Below are 19,758 nucleotides of genomic sequence, written 5' to 3'. Positions count from 1 at the left end.
GGGTTATGGCTGATCCATCAGCGCTACTTTTCCCATGAGGTACTTCCGTTCCGGCAGGCTTCCGGTTTTTTTGGCGGCGGAAAGGTACGCTGCGCGGGCTTCGGCGAAGGAGCCGGACATTTCCAGTAAGTGGCCTCGCACGGCGTCCAGGCGGTGCGACCTCCCGAGCGCAGAATCCAGTCCAGCCAGCAACTCCAGACCCTCGGCCGGCCCCTGCGCCATGGCCACGGCAACCGCGCGGTTGAGGGTTACCACGGGGCTGGGTGCCACGGCTTCAAGGACTGTGTACAGCGCGAGTATCTGTGGCCAATCGGTCTCGTCGCCGGAGGTCGCCTCCGCATGCACAGCGGCGATGGCTGCCTGCAGTTGATACGGCCCTGCCGCTCCACGCCCCAGAACGGAGGACAACAGCGCGATGCCCTCTTGGATTTGTCCCCGATTCCACAGGCTCCGGTCCTGCTCTGCCAACGGCACCGGTGTCCCGTCCGGCAGTGTCCGGGCTGCGCGCCGGGAATCGGTGAGCAGCATCAGAGCCAGCAGGCCGGCGGCTTCGAGCTCACGCGGCGCGACGGCCACCAACAGACGCGCCACGCGGATGGCCTCAGTGGTGAGCTCCTCGCGCTGCAGGGACGGACCCGAGCTTGCCGCGTAACCTTCGTTGAAAATCAGGTACAGGACGTGAAGTACGACGCCGAGCCTCGCCTTGCGCTCGGAAGGCGGCGGCATGCTGAAGGTGGCTCCGGCTTTCTGGATCCCCTGTTTAGCGCGGCTGATGCGTTGTCCCATGGTGGCTTCGGGGACCATGAAAGCGGAGGCGATTTCCGCCGTCGTGAGTCCTCCAACTGCGCGGAGCGTCAAGGCCAGTTGCGAAGCCGCTGACAGTGCAGGGTGGCAGCAGAGGAACATGAGGGTGAGGGTGTCGTCTGCCTCCGCGGCCGGGCCGGCCTGGAGGTCCATGGCCATGACGCGTTCCTCACGGGATCGTCGGGCCCTTTCGCTGCGAAACATGTCCACCAAGCGGCGGTTGGCCACCGTCATCAACCAAGCCCTCGGGTTGTCCGGCATGGAGGTTGGCCACTGAACGGAGGCCTCAAGGAGTGCTTCCTGGACTGCGTCCTCGCAAGCATCGAATTGACCGTGCGTCCTGGCCAGCACGCCAAGGACCTGCGGCGCCAAACTGCGCAGCAGGTCCTCGATGCGTGTGGCCGGTGACGGGTCCAGCTAAACCTCCGGCAGGGCTTCCTGCGGCGGCGCTTCCTGGACTGCACGGAGCTCAACCACCTGCGCGTACTTCACAATGCTGGAACAAATCTCCACCGCGCGCTCCTCGCTGGCCACATCAACCACCCAGTAACCCACCAGCGATTCCTTCGATTCGGCGAACGGCCCGTCCGTGGTGATCACACCGTCGGGGGTCTGCTTGACCAGCTTCGCGGTGCTGCCGTCGGCCAGACCGGCGTTGAACACCATTTCCCCGGACTCGGTGAGGTCCTTGTCGATCTGGATCATGAACCCGATCATTTCCTGGATCCATGCGGGGTCTGCGGTCTCCATCATGCCCTCGGCCGATCCGAACATCATGATCATGTACTTCATCTCAAACTCCTTGTGAGGGGCGCCCTTTGTGGGTGCTTTCACTGTTGGGTCGGAACTGCGGCGGGCTTTTCTACATGGTGGGGCAAACTTTTTTGGGACTAGGCCCGGGCGATCACCTCGCCATTGGGAATGAGGAAGAAGCCGTCCTCTGTGGCTCCCCAACGGTGCCAGCCTGCGGCGATCCGTGCGAGGTCCGCCTCGTTGGCGAAGCCGTACTCAAGAGCTTGCTCCGCGAAGGCTGAGTGCAGCACTCGTTCGCTCCACACCCGGGATTGCCATGCGCGCTGTTGGGCTGTGGCGTAGAGCCAGTTGCTGCTGGTGGGCGCCACCTGGGTGAAGCCCGCCTGGTGGGCCCACGACACCAGGCGACGTCCGGCGTCGGGTTCTGCACCGTTGCGGCGGGCGATCTTCTGGTAAAGCTCCATCCAGTCATCCAGCTCGGGGATTTCGGGGTACCAGCTCATGCCGTGGAAGTCTGCGTCGCGAACGGCAACTATAGCCCCCGGCTTGGCCACCCGGCGCATTTCCCGCAGGGCCGCCACGGGGTCCGTCAGGTGCTGGAGTACTTGGTGCGCGTGAACGAGGTCAAAGGACTCGTCCTCAAAATCGAGGTCGTAGATGTTGCCGGTCTGGAACGTCACGTTGTCTACGCCGCGATCGGTAGCCAGCTCGGTGGCTTGCGCGATGATGTCCGCGGACCGGTCCAAGCCGATCACTTGCCCGGGCGCAACCAGCCCCGCGAAGTCGCAGGTGATACTGCCCGGTCCGCACCCGACGTCGAGCACTGAGGTCCCCGGGGTGAGATGCGGAATCACGAACGCGGCGGAATTTTCCACCGTCCGTGAGGCGTGGGCCCGGACAACCGACTCGTGGTGTCCATGGGTGTAGACATCTTCAGGCTGCTGCGCGTTCATAGGGAAACGCTACAACCCGGAAGCTGAAATCAGGTGGAATGCGGTGTGCCGCTTTGGGTGGCTTCCTCGCGGGCGGCGAGGGTTGCCTCCACCATGTCCGTCATGAAGCGCGTCACAAGCTCCAGTTCCTCGGCACTGTATGCGGCCATCGCTTTGCCCATGCGCATGGCGAGCGGCATGAACATGGCGCTTCCGTCCCGGTACGCCTTGGGTGTCATCTGCAACTGGACCTGGCGCCGGTCCGAGCCGAGCCGTTCGCGGACCACGTGTCCGGACGCGTGCAGGCGGTCAACCAGTGCGGTGGTGGCGGGGGAGCTGAGCCTGAGTTCGGAGCGTAGGACGCCCGGTGTGACCACCTTGCCCGCAGCAGTATGGCGCATGATCACGGCCAGCGCGTTCAGGTCCGTGCGGTGCATGTCATTACGGCCGCCCGCTGCGTCCACATAGTGGTTGGCTTCGAGGGTGAAGTCCTGGAGGAGGCGCACGAGTTCTTGCGGAGCGGCGTTGTTCGGGCGGCCTCCGGGGTATCCGCCGGGGCGCGGGTCTGTGGGTTTGGACATCTCCGCCCTCCTGCCAGCGTTGTCTTGGGATTACTGCCCTCCGGATATTACTCCCAGCAGTAGCGGATTCCGGCATCAGTATTGATTCTGCAGTGGAATAGTTCCATCATAGAGATAATCTATGATGGAATGAAGGCCGTCAAGCATCCCCACAGAAGAAGGACTCATGAACTCGCAGAAGGTACCGTTCTGGCTGCGCTGGCTGATACCCGTGGTACTGGTCATCACATGGCTGGGCATCGCAGGAATCGGCGGCCCCACGTTCGGTCGATTGGAAGAGGTTTCTTCCAACGATCAAGCCTCTTTCCTTCCAGCCGGCGCTGAAGCCACGGAAGCCGGGGATTGGCAGGCGAAGTTCCGGGACTCTGAAGAGATTCCGGCAATCGTCATCGTTGAGAGCGACTCTCCCTTCACCCCTGCGCAGCTGGGCGAAGCAGCCCAGCTGAAAACCGGGATTGAGGCGCTTAAGCTGGGCAGCGCCGTCGTCGGACCCATCCCGTCCGAAGACGGCAAGGCCGTTCAGTTTGTGGTTCCCATGGCGTCCTCGGATGAGTTGCGCGAGAAAGTCCAGGAGCTGCGCGATGTAGTGCAGCCCGGCGCACCTGATGGCATGAAGGCCTTTGTCACGGGTCCGGCAGGCTTGACCGCCGACCTCGTCAACGCCTTCGGCGGGATTGACGGCATCCTGTTGCTGGTTGCCCTCGGAGCCGTGTTCGTAATTCTTCTGCTGGTCTACCGTTCAGTGGTATTGCCCTTGGCGGTGCTGTTGACCTCGGTTTTCGCCCTGTGTGCCGCGATTTTGTTGGTGTTCGGAATGGCCAAGGCCGGCTGGATCCAGCTGAACGGCCAGAGCCAAGGCATCCTCTCCATCCTGGTAATCGGTGCCGCCACCGATTACGCCCTGCTGTACGTGGCCCGGTTCCGGGAGGCGCTCACGCACACCACCAACCGCACGCAGGCTGTGATGACGGCATGGAAGGCATCCTTCGAGCCGATCCTCGCCTCCGGCGCCACCGTTATCATTGCCCTGCTCTGCCTGCTGTTTTCCGATCTGAATTCCAACAAGGCGCTGGGGCCGGTAGCCGCGGCCGGTATTGTTTGCTCGCTGTTTGCGGCGCTGACCTTGTTGCCGGCCTTCATGGCGTTGCTGGGCCGCGCCGCCTTCTGGCCCTTCCGGCCCAAGCTGCTGCCCGACGACGAACGCGAACCTGAGATTCTCACCGGCCTTGAGGGGCAGAAGGGTCTGTGGCGCGCCACGGGTCGTCTGGTCTCCAAGCGGCCGCGCGTTGTGTGGGTGGCTTCGGTCCTGCTCCTTCTTGCAGCTTCCACCGGCCTGATGCAGTTGAAGGCCAACGGGGTCCCGCAAACGGACGTCATTCTTTCCGCGTCCGACGCCGTAGACGGCCAGGATGCGCTGGCGCGGCACTTCGACGCCGGCAGCGGCAGCCCCGCCGTCGTGGTGGCCTCGGAAGGTTCCGCGCAGCAGGTGCTGGACAAGGTCAAAGCGGCCGACGGCGTGGGTGACGCCTACCTGCTTGCTGACGGAAACGTTCCCATCACCGGCGCCCCCGGCACTCCCGCTGAGCCTGCCGTTCGCGAAGGCCGGGTGTTGATTAATGCGACCCTGAACTCCGCCGCTGACTCGATTGAAGCCGAAGAAGCGGTGAAGTCGCTGCGGGTAGCCGTCAAAGAGGTCGATGCCGGCGCTCTGGTGGGTGGCGTCACAGCCACCGCGTTGGATACCAACACCACTGCCCAACGCGACCTGGTGGTGATCATCCCGATCGTGCTGGTGGTCATCCTCTTCATCCTTATGCTCCTGCTGCGATCGGTAGTGGCACCGGTGCTGCTGGTCCTCTCCGTTGTGCTCTCCTACGGGGCCGCCATGGGTGTCTCCGCCTGGGTGTTCAACGGCGTCTTCGGATTCTCCGGCGCCGACGCCACAGTGCCGCTGTTCGGCTTTGTGTTCCTGGTGGCCCTGGGCGTGGACTACAACATCTTCCTGATGAGCCGTGTCCGTGAAGAGTCGCTGAAACATGGGACGCGTCCGGGAATCCTGCGGGGATTGGCCGTCACCGGCGGCGTTATTACCTCGGCCGGGGTGGTGCTGGCCGCTACCTTCGCCGCGCTTGGTGTCATCCCCATCATGTTCCTGGTGCAGCTGGCCTTCATTGTGGCCTTCGGCGTGCTGCTGGATACCGTACTGGTGCGCTCGCTGTTGGTTCCCGCCCTTGCCTACGACATTGGCAGCAAGATCTGGTGGCCGGGGAAGCTGGCGCGTGAATCTTCGTTGCCTGCGGCAGCACCCCGCGAGGAGGAAGAAGCGTCGGTGGGACGGTAGCCGTCAACCGATGACGGGCGAGCGGCGCTCCAGCAGCAGGGTGTCGCGCCATTGCCCGGCGGCGGGGCCGGTGCTCACACGAGCTATCCGGTCCCGCCGTCCAACAACGGCAAAGCCGTGAGCCAAATGCAGACGCAGGCTGGCCTCGTTTTCCGGGAAGATGCTGGACTGGATGGTCCAGATTCCCTTCTCCTCAGTGGATGCGGAGAGTGCGTCCAGAAGCCTGCCCCCGATTCCCTGGCCTCGCGCGTGGGCGGCAACATAAATGGAGTGTTCAACCACGCCGGAGTACGCGGGTCGTGCGGAAACGGGCGAGACAGCAGTCCAACCGAGGACGATCCCCTCACTATTGACCGCCACTAGCCGGTGGTCCGTAAGTTTGGAGCTGTTGAAGCTGGCCCACTCGGGGGCGGCTGCTTCGAACGTGGCGAAACCGGTATCGATGCCCTCCTGAAAAATCTCCCGGGCGGTGGGCCAGTCTTCCGGCACCATTGCCCTCAGCGTCACCGTCACAGGGCGTCGAGTATGCCGGCGACGTGATCCAATGCGCCAGGGACCAGGGAATAGTAGGCCCACGTGCCGCGCTTCTCCCGGTGCAGCAGCCCTGCCTCCACCAGGATCTTCAAGTGGTGCGAAACTGTCGGCTGGCCCAGGCCGAGCGGTTCAGTGAGGTCACAGACACAGGACTCGCCCGAATCTTCAGCTTTGACCATGGACAGAAGCCGCAGCCGGTTAGGGTCCGCGAGGGCTTTGAAAACCGTTGCTTTCCGCTTGGCTTCCTCGGCGCTCAGGAAGGGCTGGCCCGTCAGCGGGGAGCAGTCCTGCGCCATGGCGGGCTTGAGTATGGGCGATGCAGTCATGTACCCATTATGCGCCTATATTGACGGTCATCAATCTACCCAGTTATGACGTCAGGTGCCGCTTCCTGCTAGGAAGAACGGCGATGCAGCGAGCAGGGAATTGCGGGCCATTCATACATAAGCGGCCATAGGTATTACCAGCATGATGGCAAAAAACTTTGGGCCGGGCCACGTGTCTGTTTTCGTCACTGCAGAGCTAACCCCGGGTAGAAGGACGGGCCTTATTGTTTTTGCTTTTGCTTTGGTTTCGGCTGGGGCGTGCGTTTTCGTTTCTGTTTCCGTCCGGTGGTGGCACGTGCGTTGAACGGGGGCCTTGGTTCGCCGAGCCGGGGCCCGCGCCAGTACCGCCCGCCCAGGAGTATGCCGAGGAGGGCCCCGTATGCCCACACAAAGGGAAGAGCCGTTTGACCCGTATTGCCTGCCAGGAAGAGGAGCAGGAAGAACTCCACCGGTATCACCCAGAGGAGGAGGTTCCTGAGCTTCAGGGATAAGGGGAAGTGGAAAAGGGCCCAACCGCCCAGTGAGGCCCCGGCGAACACTGTCCCAACTGCCGCCGTGGGCGTTTGAAGAGCGAAGTGCGCGCCGCCTATTCCCAGCAGAACAGCTGCGCAGATGGCATTGATGAGTGCGAGTCGCGGCCCGCCGGTGAACTTCAGGCCATCTTTGCTGGTGCCCGTGGGCTTCCGGCTGGATCTGGTCTTGGCGGGCGTCCCGGTCCACTTGTTGATGCCCACAATGCCGCCGACGAAGAGGCCCAGGAACCACGATCCCGGCGCGGGGATCCCTAGTTGATCCTCAACGTGAATCAGAGAAAAGAATATTAGGAACATGGTGATGAACATCACCGCCGATGCGCGGCCCGACTGGACGACCACTCGAAACATGAGGAATGTGTAGCAAGCCGCAACAGTGAAGATGACTGATGCCCAGGGGAGTGACTCCCGGGCCATGGCAAAGAACACTGCCGTCATCACGGCGGCTGTCAGCACATTGATTATCTGTTCGCTGCGACGCCCGTTCTTCTTTTTGCTCTTCACTTCTGCGCTTCCCCCCATGGCCTTAAGCGTAGATCAGGCCCGCTTGTCCGCTGTCTGCGGCACCACGACGTCCTGAGCTGCGCGCGAATCTGTTGGAAAAAGCAGCACCAGAAGGCCCACTCCGGCGGCGGCGCCGATCAGTTGTGCCGCGACGAACGCGGGCGCGGAGCCAGGTGCGATGCCCGCAAAGGTGTCACTGAAGATCCGCCCTGCTGTTACCGCGGGGTTTGCGAAGGACGTTGAGGAAGTGAACCAGTACGCTGCCCCGATGTAGGCGCCCACGGCAGGGGCTGCCAGGGAGCTCCGCTTGGTGGCAGCAAGGGAGAAAATCAGCAATACAAGTCCGGCCGTTGCCACGATTTCACCCAGCAGATGGCCAGGAGTTACACGTTCCTTGCTGGAGATTGACGTGCCGACGTCAAACATGGCGTTCGCCAGCACGCTGCCGCCTATGGCCCCCAGAGTCTGGGATGCGACGCAGGTGCCAAGTTCTTTCAGAGACAAGCCCCCACCCATTCGCCTGCCCAGGAACCAGTCCGCCAAGGACACAGCCGGGTTGAAGTGAGCGCCGCTGATGGGTCCAAAGATGACTATGAGCACCGTCAGTCCGAACACCGTGGCAGTGCTGTTCTGGAGCAACTGCAGGCCCACGTCGTTGGGGGAGAGCTGCTGTGCTGCGATGCCGGAGCCTACTACTACGGCAACAAGCAAGCAGCTTCCCAAGGCTTCAGCGAGACCGCGGCGCCACAACCGGGGTGAGTGAGTTGTCATGGCAAACAGCTTGACCTATGAAACTAGTTCAGTCAAAATTGAATCAATGAACATTGATCAAAATTCGAGCCTTTTGGAGCGGGCCGCCAAGTATGCCGCCCTTGCCGATCCTGCGCGTCTGCGGATTGGGGACCTCCTCACCCTCGGTGATTTGTCGCCCACGGAGTTGCAGGTGGAACTAGGCATGCCGGCCAATCTGCTGTCGCATCATCTACGCTCCATGGAGGATGCAGGGTTGGCGGTCCGGCACAGATCTGAAGGTGACAAGCGGCGCAGCTATGTCCGGCTGGCTCCCGGCGCACTGGAGGGACTCACTCCCGGGAAAGAACACGGAGCCCGGCGGGTTTTGTTCGTCTGCACCCGCAACAGCGCCCGCTCGCAGCTTGCAACGGCTCTGTGGCGAACCGCGAGCCACATCCCCTCGGCGTCGGCCGGAACCCATCCGGCTGAGCGTGTGGCTCCCGGCGCCGTGGACGTCGCCCGCCGCCACGGCTTGGACCTTACGGGCGCGAAACCTTGCCTGCTGGACCAAGCCTTGAGCGAGCAGGACTTGGTCATCACTGTTTGTGACAACGCCCACGAAGAACTTCCGGATTTTCGAGGTATCCACTGGTCCGTTCCCGATCCCGTGCGGCTCGGCAATCCGGAGGCATTTGAGGATGCCTTCGCCGATCTTTCACGCCGCGTCCATGATTTAGCACCCCGGCTGACCGCAGCTTAAACCGGGACTTCAACATATTGACAATCATCAATCTATAGGCGGATACTCAATGCATCGATGGACATCAATATTACTCATCGCGGCATTGGTGCGGAATGATCCCAGCCAGACCAACCCAACCCACACAGGAGAAACCCCGTGAGCACCGAAACCGCCAAGAAGCCCTCCGTTCTGTTCGTCTGCGTGCATAACGCAGGGCGCTCGCAGATGGCCGCAGCTTTCCTCACAACGCTTTCAAAAGGTGCCATTGAGGTTCGGTCCGCTGGCTCGCAGCCGGCGGACAAAGTCAACCCCGCGGCCGTTGAAGCGATGGCTGAGCTCGGGATCGACATGTCTGCTGAAATCCCCAAGGTCCTCACCACAGAAGCCGTCAAGGACTCCGATGTGGTGATCACCATGGGTTGCGGGGATGAGTGCCCGTATTTCCCCGGCAAACGCTATGAGGACTGGGTTCTTGAGGACCCCGCAGGGCAGGGCGTTGACGCTGTCCGTCCCATCAGGGACGAGATCAGGACCCGCATTGAAAACCTCGTGACAGAACTCTTGCCGGCCCGGCACGCTGACGCCCAGTAACCCACTTTTCAGCCCGTTTCCACACCCTTCCAAGGAGATACCGTGAGCACCGAACAGCTGATCATCATCGGATCCGGCCCTGCCGGCTACACAGCCGCCATCTATGCTGCGCGCGCAGGCCTGAGCCCTCTGGTCCTGGCCGGTTCCGTTACTGCCGGCGGCGCCCTCATGAACACCACGGAAGTAGAGAATTTTCCGGGCTTCCCGGGCGGGATCCAGGGCCCGGAGCTGATGGATGGACTTCAGGAGCAGGCGGAGAAATTCGGTGCGCGGATAGTGTTCGACGACGTCACTGAGGTTGAGCTCAAGGGTCACCTCAAGCGCGTGGTCACTGGAGGGGGCGAGACACATCAGGCGCCGGCCGTCATCCTCGCCACCGGATCTGCCTACAAAGAACTGGGTCTTCCGGAAGAGAAAAAACTCAGCGGACACGGCGTTTCCTGGTGTGCCACCTGTGATGGCTTCTTCTTCCGCGAGCAGGACATCATCGTTGTAGGCGGCGGAGACTCCGCCATGGAAGAGGCCACTTTCCTGACGCGCTTCGGTAAGTCCGTCACGGTGGTGGTCCGGAAAGATGAGCTGCGCGCCTCGCGGATCATGGCCCAGCGCGCCAAGGACAACCCTAAAATCAGCTTCGCCTGGAATTCGGCCATCACCAGGATCCACGGCGACACCAAGGTCACCGGTGTAACCCTCACGGACACCCGAACCGGCGAAACCCGTGAGCAGGCGGCCACCGGAATCTTCGTTGCCATAGGACACTTGCCACGGACGGAACTGGTGGAAGGACAGGTTGACCTCGATCCCGAGGGCTACATCAAGGTGGACTCACCCACCACCTGCACCAACCTGTCGGGCGTCTTTGCCTGCGGGGACGCCGTGGACCACCGCTACCGCCAAGCCATCACAGCGGCCGGCACCGGCTGCGCTGCGGCTTTGGACGCTGAGCGTTATCTGGCTGCCTTGGACGACGCCCACAGCATTGCCACCGCGTTGGTCGAAGAGCCCACGCACTTCTGAATCTCAACCACGGAAGACACTAGCAACCATGGAAAAGCACCTCCCCGTCGCAGTAATCGGCGCTGGCCCCGTTGGACTCGCGGCTGCAGCTCATCTGCTCGAACGCGGCCTGGAGCCGGTCATCTTTGAAGCAGGTGCTTCTGCAGGGGCGGCCCTCGAACAGTGGCGCCACATTCGCCTGTTCTCGCCATGGAGGTTCAACATTGACGCCGCAGCTGTCCGGCTGCTCGAACCCACGGGCTGGACATCGCCCCGGCCCACAGCCCTGCCCTACGGTGGGGAGCTCGTTGATAACTACCTCACCCCTCTGGCGGAACTCCCGGCCATTGCCTCCCGCCTGCACACCGGGGCCCGTGTTACCGCAGTCACCCGTGCCGGACTGGACAAAACCCATGTTCGCAACCGCGATGCCGCCCCATTCGTGGTCCGCGTTGAAGACGTGGCCGGTGAGGTGAGCGATGTCGCGGTTTCAGCTGTCATCGATGCCTCGGGCACGTGGTCCACCCGGAACCCGTTGGGAACCTCGGGCTTGGCCGCCATCGGTGAAGAGCGTGCAGGAGCCCGCATCTCTTCGCCCCTGCCCGATGTCACGGGCCAGGACAGAGACGCTTTCGCCGGTCAGCGGGTTTTGGTGGTTGGCGCAGGCCACTCAGCTGCGAACACGTTGATCAACCTCGCCCAGCTGGCCAAGGAGGAGCCAGGCACCAGGATTCTCTGGGCCATCAGGGGGGCTTCCGCGGAGAAAGTCTACGGAGGCGGTGATGCTGACGGCCTTCCTGCCCGCGGCCAGCTCGGCTCACGGCTGCGCAGGCTCGTTGACTCCGGGACGATCCAACTGCACACCGGCTTCGGTATTGCCTCGCTGGCGGACTCTGAACGTGGCCTCACCGTCATCTCCGGTGACGGCCGCACCCTGGTGACGGACGTCGTCGTGCCTTGCACCGGTTTCCGGCCGGACCTGGGCATGCTCCGGGAGCTGCGATTGAACCTGGACCCGGCTGTTGAAGCGCCCACAGAGCTCGGCCCGCTGATCGATCCCGAGTTCCACTCCTGCGGCACCGTCCCGCCGCACGGAGCCAAGGTCCTCGCTCACCCCGAGAAGGACTTCTACATCGTCGGAATGAAATCCTACGGGCGGGCACCCACCTTCCTTTTGGCAACCGGCTATGAGCAAGTCCGCTCCGTGGCTGCCGCCCTTGCGGGGGATCAGCTCGCGGCGGATGCCGTTCACCTTGAACTGCCGGAGACAGGGGTGTGCTCCTCCGACGCAGGGACAAGCTGCGAGGTTCCTGCTGCTGCTTCAGCCCCGGAGGCAGAGCCCAATGGTTGCTGCCCGGCTCCGGAACCGGTACTCCTGGGCATCCCTACGGGCTTGGCTCACGGCCGCTCCGGCGTCCAGTTGGCTCCGCCGTCAAGCTGATCAAACGCTCACGGGGTTCCGTTCGCGGTAGCCGTCGGCGGCATAAACGCCGAGTATCCGCACTTCGGTGGTGAAGAACTCCAGCTCCTCCAACGCCCGGCGGAGGCGAGCGTCTTCGGGGTGGCCCTCGACATCCGAAAGGAACATGGTGGCAGCGAACTCGTCGCCCACCATGTAGCTTTCCAGTCGCGTCATGTTCAGGCCGTTGGTCGCAAAACCGCCCAGTGCCTTATAGAGGGCCGAAGGGACGTTGCGGACCCGGAAGACGAAGCTGGTGATTGCAGGACCTGGCAGTTCTTCCTTGCTGGGAAGTTCGCGTTCCCGGGCCAGAACAACAAATCGCGTGGTGTTGGAAGGATCGTCCTCCACCGCCGATGCCAGGACCTCAAGGCCGTACAGTCCGGCGGCGAGCGGCGGGGCGAGAGACAGTTTGCGCGGATCGTTCCAGTCCCTGACTTCGCGCGCTGAGCCTGCTGTGTCACCGGCGATCACGGGTTTGAGGCCCGCTTCCCGAATGATCCTGCGGCACTGCCCCAGAGCGTGGATATGGCTGTGCACCTCCGTGGCTCCCTCAATGGTGCTTCCCGGGATCCCCAAAAGGTCGAAGTGGATCGGGAGGAAGAACTCGCCAACAATCTGAAGCTTGGACTGCGGGAGAAGAACGTGGATATCTGCCACGCGTCCGGCAATGGAGTTCTCAATCGGGATCATGGCCAGATCCACTTCTCCAGTGGAAACCAGCTCAAAGGCATCCTCAAAGCTTGCGCACGGAACGCTTTCCAGCTCGGGGAACATTTCCTTGCACGCCAGATCCGAGTTGGCTCCGGGCTCACCTTGGTACGCAATCTTCTGGGACATGCTGCTCATAGTTACACGCAACGCCCCCGGCCTCCCAACCGGGTCCACCCTGTGACTGGACAAGTGGGAGGCAGTGACTCTAGGTTCGCAGGAAGGATTGGGGGCAGCCGATGACCACGGCAGCGACGTTTCAAGGGAACAAGCCGGACCACGTCAAAGAACAGCGGGTTGCACGGTTTGCAGGCGTGATCATTGGAGTGTTTACGCTCCTTTGGGCGTTCCTGCTTTTGGCTGATGTGGGCGGCCACATTCTGGCAGCAGGACCGTTGCAAGTGGCCACCCTCAGCTTGAGCCTGGTGTCAGCGCTGATTGTCTTTTTCTATTGCAGGGCTCTCAATTACAGGACCAGCGCGGCCGGACTTCTGTGCTTTGTGGCCGTGGCGTTCTTTTTCGCTGATGTGGCTTTGGGTTTCAACTACAGCCCGTACTTCGGCGTCGCGGTCCTCGCGTGGGGTGCCAGTGCCCGGCGGCCTTTCCTTGCAGGAGCGGGAGTCCTCGCCATATGCGCAGCAATCGTTGCCAAGTATGAACACTCCTTGGCCGGCGTGGCCGTCGCGGGAGTTGGCCTGATCATCCTCGCGATGGCGCTCGCCATACGCCCGAAGAACCCACCTGACTGGCATTAGTGGCTGGAATGAGAAGTCATAACAGCCACTAATGCCAGTCAGGTGGGAGGGGCGTCAGCCGTTGATGATCTGCGGAACTCCCAGGGCTTTGAGGCCTTCGGCGCCGAACTCCAAGCCGTAGCCGGACTGCTTGGCGCCGCCGAACGGGATGCGGGGATCCACTGCTCCGTGCTTGTTGATCCACACAGTGCCGGCTTGAATGCGGGAGGCCACTTCGCGTGCCGCGTTCAGGTCCGAGGACCAGACTGAGGCGCCCAGTCCGACGTCGAGTCCGTTCGCCTTGGCCACTGCCTCGTCAATGGTGCTGTACTTGATGATGGGCAGGGCCGGGCCGAACTGTTCCTCAGCCACCAACGGGTTGTCGTTGTCGATGTCGGCCACCAGCGTGGTGGGGTAGAAGTAGCCCGGTGCCTCGGCGTCGGGGTTTCCGCCTACCAGGATGCGTGCGCCGGAATCGCGGGCGGCTTCTACCAGCCGGGCCACGATCTCGTACTGCTGCCGGTTCTGCAGCGGGCCAAGGACGTTGTTCTCGTCCAAGCCGTTACCCATGGGCATCGCAGCCGCCACGGCAGCAAGCTCGGAGCAAACAGCCTCGTACTGGGACTCGTGCACGTACAGGCGTTTCAGGGCAGCGCAGGTCTGGCCGGTGTTGATGAAAGCGCCCCAGAACAGGCCCTCTGCAATTGCTTTGGGATCGGAATCGGGCAGGACAATGCCGGCGTCGTTGCCGCCAAGTTCAAGCGTGAGCCGTTTGACGGTGTCAGCCGAAGAACGAATGATCGCCTTGCCTGTAGCGGTTGAGCCCGTGAACATGACCTTGCCGATTGCCTCGTGTGCAGCCAATGCTTCGCCGACGTCGCGGCCGCCGGAGACCACTGACAACAAGCCTTCGGGCAGTTCCTGGTTGATGATCGAGGCCAGTGCCAGCACGGAGAGTGGGGTGTATTCGGAGGGCTTGACCACCACGGCGTTACCCATGCGCAGCGCTGGCGCGATCTGCCACACGGTGATCATCATGGGCCAGTTCCACGGACCGATTGCACCCACCACACCGATGGGCCGGTAGTGCAGTTCTGCCCGGGTTTCGCCGTCATCCACTACGGTTTCGGGATCAAGGGCAGTGGCGGCCGTGGCGCGGAGCCAGGCGGCGCAGGCGCCCACTTCGAAGCGCGCGTTCGGCCCGTTGAGCGGTTTGCCCTGCTCGCGGGAGAGGAGTTGGGCGAGTTCTTCGGCAGAGCGTTCGACGGCGTCGGCTGCTTTCATGAGCGCAGCGGACCTGGCGTCGTGGCCCAAGGCAGCCCAGGCCGGCTGCGCAGTGGTGGCGGCGGCGATGGCGGCTTCGAGGTCTTCCACCGTGTGAACAGGTGCTTCGCCCACGGCCTGGCCCGTTGCTGGGTCCAGAATGGTGCGGCTGTCCTGGCCGGGGGCCGGGGTGATCGAGGTCAGGAGGGCGTCGTAAGTCTCCATTGGTACTCCGCTCGGGTAGTAAGTCTTGGCGGCCAGTGAGGCGCGCGGCGATGTTTCCAGTGTGGTGGGCCTCACGCATCGGTCCCTTGTCTTTGCACGAACACCCCTTGACGGGAAGCGAACGCTTTCAGAAGCGGCGTCCGTGCCTGATAATCGAGCCTGTGACTCTTGCATCCCTCGCAGCTTTCGCCGGCCTCTGCCTGGTTCTGTCCGTGACGCCTGGCCCGGACACTTTTCTGGTACTGCGCATCGCGCTGAACCGTCCCAGCGCTGGAATTGCCGCAGCGGCAGGCTCTGCCCTTGGCGCGATCGCCTGGGCAGCACTGGTGGGGGTTGGCCTCGCCGCGATTCTTGAGCAGTCCGCGGAATTGTTCCGCTGGGTCAAGATCGCGGGCGGCCTGTACTTGCTGTATTTGGGTGTTTCCTCGTTCATCAAATCCCGGAAGACGGCGAAGGCAGCAAAGGCCGCCACTGCAGCCGGTGCCACTGCGAATGCGCCGCTGCCGTACAGCCGACTCTCCGCACTGGGGGCCGGCGCAATGTCCACGCTGCTCAACCCCAAGGTAGGGCTGTTCTACTTGGCGGTGGTCCCGCAGTTCATTCCCCACGGCGGGGACACCATGGGCACCTCGCTCATTCTGGGCGTGGTGGTAGCCGTGATCGCCTTCGCATACCTGTCCATGATCGCCGTGGTGGCGTTCAAAGCGATGAGGTGGCTCAAGCGCCCCAAGGTGGGCACCGTCGTCGAGCATGTCAGCAGCGGCGTGATTGCCGGACTGGGCGTGGGCGTGGTGGCATCAGGCGCCACCAGCTAAGCCTCTAATTCAGCGAGATACGCAGACGTTCCACGCCCTCGACTCCTTCTGGTACCTGTTCCATCAACTGTGGCTCATTTGCAAGGCGACCAAGCATGTTGGCCAAGTGATCTTTTTCAGCGCGCTTGAAGGAGACGCCACGGAGGTCGGAAGCCCGGATAACAGAGGTCAGGGTGAGGAAGTCGTCTATGTGCCGCTGCCGCAGGGGGTCATTGATAATGGTAAGAGCCCCTGCCTTACCTATGAGGCTGCCAAGGATCGTGGGTCGGTTCACGCGGCCTGATGATGCACCAGCTTGAACGTCGACGGTTTCGGAGCGGTCGAGCGCTTGTTGGCTGGCTGGGGCCGCAATTGTGGTTCCGCCTGTGACTCCTCGTCGCTTCTCGGCCCGGTCACCCAGGTGGCGGGGGATGAGGATGTCCAACAGGGCATTGCCACGCTGCCAGCGATGCTGGTAGCCTTCCGGGGATTCGCCCAAGGATTCGAAGCCAAGCTTCACGAGGAGTTCAGTGAAGTCGTGCAGCATATTCGGGTATGCGCGGATGTCCAGCGCCATATCGGCGTCCTTGGTAGCCCGTACGAACGGGGCGCCCCGCTCAACAGCGTGCAAGTAGACGGCCTGGCCTCCCACCAGAACCCAGCCCTTTGGCATCGCACTATGGATTTCGAAGACGGCTTGCCATGCTTCCTGCTGTTCGGCCAACATCGCGGGAAGCTTGATGGGCATGGATGCTCCAAAGAATTTCGCGTGCGGCTTGCTGTTCACGGACACCGGGCCGTTCGGCCAAGTCTGCCGCGACCAAGAGGGGAGGAAGTTCGTCCGGGATGTGCTCGGCTGCCCTGAGGATGACATTCGGTTTCTTGCCTGGGGCGGGCTCAACCAGCAGCCAGTCCCTGACGATGTCTTTGAGTTCGTCGCGGCGCACGTAGGCCTCCAGTTCTGAGTTGGCCAGCAGCCCTGACCGTGGGTGTGAGACTCCGGAGGGACGGACTCGGTTGTCCTCCCGAAGCTCGGCGATGTCTGCCGGGCTGGAGGAGAACTCAAACTTCTCGGCGCGATTAGCCAGCCATGCCGACAGCAGCTCCAGCGGGCCGGGGGAGTTCTGCAGCCGGCTGATGCGTTCGTTCAGGCGGTGTTTCTCAAGGGGCGACGGTTCAAAGTAATCAAGGGCAGAGTGAAGCTGGGGGTCATCCCAGAAGCATGACACGAGCTGCCAGGCACTTCGCTCGGACAGCGGCCGACCGGCGGGCTTGCCCGGCCGGTACTGGGCGGCGTCGGACTCTTCAATAATCCAGCGTCCCCCGATTCGCTGGCCACGTATACGTCCGGAATGGACGAGCTGCCTTACCCGGCTCTCGTTGACGTTGAGGCGCTTCGCCAGTTCTGGGATACTTAGCGGCATTTCGTAATCCTAGCGTTATCGCTATGAATATGTAATCCGGGATTGGGTCAGGCCGGCGCCACCAGCTAGGCCGCCAGCATCGCCAGGTAGTTCTCCAGCTGCCCCGAAAGATCCTGCGAGAAATGCTCGGCGGGGGACAGGGCCACAACAACCTGCGCGCCCAGCATCATGTTCAGCAGGTGATCGGCGACGGCGGCGTCCCTGATTGGCGCTTTTATCTCGCCTGCCGCGCGGGCTGCTGCGCAATGCGCCGCAATGGTGGTGTGCCATTGGCTCATGGACTCGCTGTGAAGGGCTGCCATGTCCGGGTCGTTGAGCGCCTTCTGCCAGAACGGAATGACAATGCGGGCTTCGTTGACGCGTTCCTCATCCAGCGGGAGAACTTCTGCGCAGAAGGCGCGGAGGGCGGCGAGGCCTGAGAGTCCCTCGGTCATGGTGGCGATGCGTTGGTTGGTGCGGTTGAAAACGTGGCCGAATGCGGACGTCAGCAGCAAGTCTTTGGTAGGGAAGTAGGGCTTCAGGGCGCCGTTGGCGAAGCCGGCCTCCTCCGCGATCTCCCGCATGGTGGCACCTTCCATGCCCAGCTTTGCGATGATGCGCCAGGTAGCGTCCACCAGTTCGAGGCGTCGTTGATCGTGGTCCACAATCTTTGGCACTGAAGGGGCTCCCGGAAAAATAAATGGCGGACAGGTCTTGTGACCCATCTTACGTTTTGGTTATTCTCTACACCTATAGAAAATAAATCCTGACCCATCACAGGTCCCGGACAAGAGGCAGCCATGACGCCCACAGCAACTGAGACAGCAACCGACGCCACCGCCATTGAGGAATCACAGTACGCCCTGGCAACGGGCGCCGAAATCTCCCAGGTGCAGGGAATCCTGCAGGCCGCCGGCCACCTTGGTGCCGGGAAACGCATCGCCTATTTGGGGCTGGTGGACCCGGCCCGGGGCCAGTCAGAGCAGGACCGCCGTTTCCGGGTCTTCCTCCACGACATCTCCGGCGGCGCACCCACCGATGTCCTTGTCTCTGTAACCCGCGGCGAGATCCTCTCCTCAACAAAACTGGACACCAAAGTGTCCGGTGAACTCCCGGTGTTAGAGGAAGAATTCGAGGTTGTGGAGACGCTCCTCGCCACCGATGAGCGTTGGCTCGCTGCCCTCGCGGCCCGGGATCTGGACGTGGAGAAGGTCCGTGTTGCTCCGTTGTCCGCCGGCGTCTTTGAATATGACGACGAAAGGGGCCGGCGCATCCTCCGTGGGCTCGCGTTTGTGCAGGACTTCCCCGAGGACAGCGCCTGGGCGCACCCCGTGGATGGACTCGTAGCCTACGTGGACGTGGTCAACAAGGAAGTCACACAAGTCATCGACCTCGGCGTCATGCCGATTCCGGCAGAGCACGGAAACTACACGGACCCTGAACTCACCGGCCCGCTCCGCACCACCCAGAAGCCCATCAGCATCACGCAGCCGGAAGGACCAAGCTTCACTGTCACTGGCGGGAACCACATTGAGTGGGAAAAGTGGAGCGTTGACGTGGGCTTCGACGTCCGCGAAGGCGTTGTCCTCCACAACCTGGCCTTCCAGGACGGCGAGACAAAGCGCCCCATCATCAACCGCGCCTCCATCGCCGAAATGGTGGTTCCCTACGGCGATCCCTCACCCATCCGGTCCTGGCAGAACTACTTCGACACCGGCGAATACCTGGTGGGCCAATACGCCAACTCCCTGGAGTTGGGCTGCGATTGCCTGGGCGACATCACCTACCTCAGCCCGGTCATCAGCGACGCTTTCGGCAACCCCCGCGAAATCCGCAACGGCATCTGCATGCACGAGGAAGACTGGGGCATCCTGTCCAAGCACTCCGACCTCTGGACCGGCATCAACTACACCCGCCGCAACCGCCGCCTGGTGATCTCCTTCTTCACCACCATCGGCAACTACGATTACGGCTTCTACTGGTACCTCTACTTGGACGGCACCATCGAATTCGAAGCAAAGGCAACCGGCGTCGTCTTCACCAGTGCCTTCCCGGAGGGCGGCTCGGACAACATCTCCCAGCTCGCCCCGGGGCTCGGCGCGCCCTTCCACCAGCACCTGTTCAGCGCCCGCCTGGACATGGCCATTGACGGCTTCACCAACCGCGTGGAAGAAGAGGACGTGGTCCGCCAGGCCATGGGTGAAGGCAACGAGCGCGGCAATGCGTTCTCCCGCAAGCGGACAGTCCTGACCAAGGAGTCGGAGGCAGTCCGTGAGGCAGACGCCCGCGCGGGAAGGACGTGGATCATTTCCAACCCGGAGTCGAAGAACCGTCTTGGCGAACCGGTCGGCTACAAGCTCCACTCAGAGAACCAGCCCACGCTGCTGGCCGATCCCGGCTCATCCATTGCCAAGCGCGCGGCTTTCGCCACCAAGGACGTGTGGGTCACCCGCTACTCCGACGAGGAGCGTTACCCCACGGGCGACTTTGTGAACCAACACTCCGGAGGTGCCGGGCTGCCGGCCTACGTTGCCCAAGACCGCGACATTGACGGCCAGGATATCGTCCTCTGGCACACCTTCGGCCTCACGCACTTCCCGCGCGTGGAGGACTGGCCGATCATGCCGGTGGACACCGTAGGCTTCAAGCTCCGCCCCGAAGGGTTCTTCGATCGCAGCCCGGTTCTGGATGTGCCCGCCAACGTCTCGGGGTCGAGCTGCCACAGCGCCGCTGCCGGTGAACACGGCGAGCACGGCGAACCCGCCGGGCACTGCCACTAGAACCGCTCCGGGACACA

General features: G+C 62.7%; 21 protein-coding genes. 8 read left to right on the top strand and 13 right to left on the bottom strand.

The features are described from left to right. Nucleotides 1–3 precede the first annotated feature (3 nt). The 4 genes from ABI796_RS17445 to ABI796_RS17430 form a co-directional block, all read right to left on the bottom strand. On the bottom strand, nt 4–1,221 hold the full coding sequence (locus tag ABI796_RS17445; RefSeq protein ID WP_174754457.1) for an RNA polymerase sigma factor: 1,218 nt from the start codon (nt 1,219–1,221) through the stop codon (nt 4–6). After that, nucleotides 1,222–1,596 carry a YciI family protein gene (locus tag ABI796_RS17440; protein ID WP_141280548.1) on the bottom strand — a complete coding sequence of 125 codons (375 nt, stop codon included), beginning with the start codon at nt 1,594–1,596 and terminating at the stop codon, nt 1,222–1,224. It lies immediately after the preceding gene. A 98-nt stretch (nt 1,597–1,694) separates the two neighbouring features. Beyond that, nucleotides 1,695–2,510 (bottom strand): methyltransferase domain-containing protein, encoded by an 816-nt coding sequence (locus ABI796_RS17435; protein ID WP_141280550.1) that lies wholly within the window; start codon nt 2,508–2,510, stop codon nt 1,695–1,697. A gap of 29 nt (nt 2,511–2,539) precedes the next feature. After that, a complete protein-coding gene (locus ABI796_RS17430) occupies nt 2,540–3,070 on the bottom strand; it encodes a MarR family winged helix-turn-helix transcriptional regulator (protein WP_141280552.1) in 531 nt (176 codons plus the stop codon). 166 nt (nt 3,071–3,236) lie between these two features. On the opposite strand from ABI796_RS17430, the gene ABI796_RS17425 reads away from it, so the two are divergent. After that, nucleotides 3,237–5,411 carry an MMPL family transporter gene (locus ABI796_RS17425; protein ID WP_141280554.1) on the top strand — a complete coding sequence of 725 codons (2,175 nt, stop codon included), beginning with the start codon at nt 3,237–3,239 and terminating at the stop codon, nt 5,409–5,411. A gap of 3 nt (nt 5,412–5,414) precedes the next feature. On the opposite strand, the gene ABI796_RS17420 is transcribed toward ABI796_RS17425, so the two are convergent. From ABI796_RS17420 to ABI796_RS17405, 4 genes are all read right to left on the bottom strand, one after another. After that, nucleotides 5,415–5,924, bottom strand: coding sequence for a GNAT family N-acetyltransferase (locus ABI796_RS17420; RefSeq protein ID WP_141280556.1), 510 nt, complete (start codon nt 5,922–5,924; stop codon nt 5,415–5,417). Then, entirely contained in the window at nt 5,921–6,271 is a 351-nt protein-coding gene (locus tag ABI796_RS17415) for a metalloregulator ArsR/SmtB family transcription factor (protein WP_141280558.1), read from the bottom strand. The genes ABI796_RS17420 and ABI796_RS17415 overlap by 4 nt, the downstream gene beginning before the upstream one ends. 221 nt (nt 6,272–6,492) lie before the next feature. Next, nucleotides 6,493–7,326: a hypothetical protein gene (locus ABI796_RS17410; RefSeq protein WP_141280560.1), complete on the bottom strand. Its 834-nt coding sequence runs from the start codon at nt 7,324–7,326 to the stop codon at nt 6,493–6,495. Between the two features lie 15 nt (nt 7,327–7,341). Beyond that, nucleotides 7,342–8,079 (bottom strand): MIP/aquaporin family protein, encoded by a 738-nt coding sequence (locus tag ABI796_RS17405; protein ID WP_141280562.1) that lies wholly within the window; start codon nt 8,077–8,079, stop codon nt 7,342–7,344. 46 nt (nt 8,080–8,125) lie between these two features. On the opposite strand from ABI796_RS17405, the gene ABI796_RS17400 reads away from it, so the two are divergent. The 4 genes from ABI796_RS17400 to ABI796_RS17385 all read left to right on the top strand — a co-directional run bounded on the left by ABI796_RS17400 (nt 8,126) and on the right by ABI796_RS17385 (nt 11,813). Beyond that, the gene (locus tag ABI796_RS17400) at nt 8,126–8,800 is read left to right on the top strand and encodes a helix-turn-helix domain-containing protein (protein ID WP_373091853.1); all 675 of its coding nucleotides are present in this window, start codon (nt 8,126–8,128) and stop codon (nt 8,798–8,800) included. Between the two features lie 138 nt (nt 8,801–8,938). Beyond that, a complete protein-coding gene (locus ABI796_RS17395; protein WP_141280566.1) occupies nt 8,939–9,373 on the top strand; it encodes an arsenate reductase ArsC in 435 nt (144 codons plus the stop codon). Nucleotides 9,374–9,415: 42 nt separating this feature from the next. After that, nucleotides 9,416–10,393, top strand: a complete 978-nt coding sequence (gene trxB, locus ABI796_RS17390) for a thioredoxin-disulfide reductase (RefSeq protein WP_141280568.1) — start codon at nt 9,416–9,418, stop codon at nt 10,391–10,393. A gap of 28 nt (nt 10,394–10,421) precedes the next feature. Further along, nucleotides 10,422–11,813, top strand: a complete 1,392-nt coding sequence (locus ABI796_RS17385; protein ID WP_141280570.1) for an NAD(P)-binding domain-containing protein — start codon at nt 10,422–10,424, stop codon at nt 11,811–11,813. Here ABI796_RS17385 and ABI796_RS17380 read toward each other — a convergent pair whose 3' ends face one another. Beyond that, entirely contained in the window at nt 11,814–12,671 is an 858-nt protein-coding gene (locus ABI796_RS17380; RefSeq protein WP_141280572.1) for a prephenate dehydratase, read from the bottom strand. It lies immediately after the preceding gene. A 110-nt stretch (nt 12,672–12,781) separates the two neighbouring features. On the opposite strand from ABI796_RS17380, the gene ABI796_RS17375 reads away from it, so the two are divergent. Beyond that, nucleotides 12,782–13,297 (top strand): hypothetical protein, encoded by a 516-nt coding sequence (locus ABI796_RS17375; RefSeq protein WP_141280574.1) that lies wholly within the window; start codon nt 12,782–12,784, stop codon nt 13,295–13,297. Nucleotides 13,298–13,351: 54 nt separating this feature from the next. Here ABI796_RS17375 and ABI796_RS17370 read toward each other — a convergent pair whose 3' ends face one another. Continuing rightward, on the bottom strand, nt 13,352–14,764 hold the full coding sequence (locus ABI796_RS17370; protein ID WP_141281027.1) for an aldehyde dehydrogenase family protein: 1,413 nt from the start codon (nt 14,762–14,764) through the stop codon (nt 13,352–13,354). A gap of 161 nt (nt 14,765–14,925) precedes the next feature. Between ABI796_RS17370 and ABI796_RS17365 the strand changes: the two genes are divergently transcribed. Next, the gene (locus tag ABI796_RS17365) at nt 14,926–15,579 is read left to right on the top strand and encodes a LysE family translocator (protein WP_141280576.1); all 654 of its coding nucleotides are present in this window, start codon (nt 14,926–14,928) and stop codon (nt 15,577–15,579) included. Between the two features lie 4 nt (nt 15,580–15,583). Here the strand turns inward: ABI796_RS17365 and ABI796_RS17360 are convergent, their stop codons facing one another. From ABI796_RS17360 to ABI796_RS17350, 3 genes are all read right to left on the bottom strand, one after another. Continuing rightward, entirely contained in the window at nt 15,584–16,306 is a 723-nt protein-coding gene (locus tag ABI796_RS17360; protein WP_141280578.1) for a hypothetical protein, read from the bottom strand. Next, a complete protein-coding gene (locus ABI796_RS17355; RefSeq protein ID WP_141280580.1) occupies nt 16,236–16,982 on the bottom strand; it encodes a helix-turn-helix domain-containing protein in 747 nt (248 codons plus the stop codon). Before ABI796_RS17355 ends, ABI796_RS17360 begins: the two co-directional genes overlap by 71 nt. Nucleotides 16,983–17,047: 65 nt before the next feature. Continuing rightward, the gene (locus ABI796_RS17350) at nt 17,048–17,638 is read right to left on the bottom strand and encodes a TetR/AcrR family transcriptional regulator (protein ID WP_141280582.1); all 591 of its coding nucleotides are present in this window, start codon (nt 17,636–17,638) and stop codon (nt 17,048–17,050) included. A 123-nt stretch (nt 17,639–17,761) separates the two neighbouring features. Here ABI796_RS17350 and ABI796_RS17345 point away from each other — a divergent pair, with 123 nt between their 5' ends. Beyond that, the gene (locus ABI796_RS17345) at nt 17,762–19,741 is read left to right on the top strand and encodes a primary-amine oxidase (protein WP_141280584.1); all 1,980 of its coding nucleotides are present in this window, start codon (nt 17,762–17,764) and stop codon (nt 19,739–19,741) included. Nucleotides 19,742–19,758: the final 17 nt, after the last annotated feature.

This window comes from Paenarthrobacter aurescens (genome assembly GCF_041549525.1).
In the GTDB taxonomy this organism is placed as follows: Bacteria; Actinomycetota; Actinomycetes; order Actinomycetales; family Micrococcaceae; genus Arthrobacter; species Arthrobacter aurescens.
This window is presented reverse-complemented; position numbering and strand designations above follow the sequence as displayed.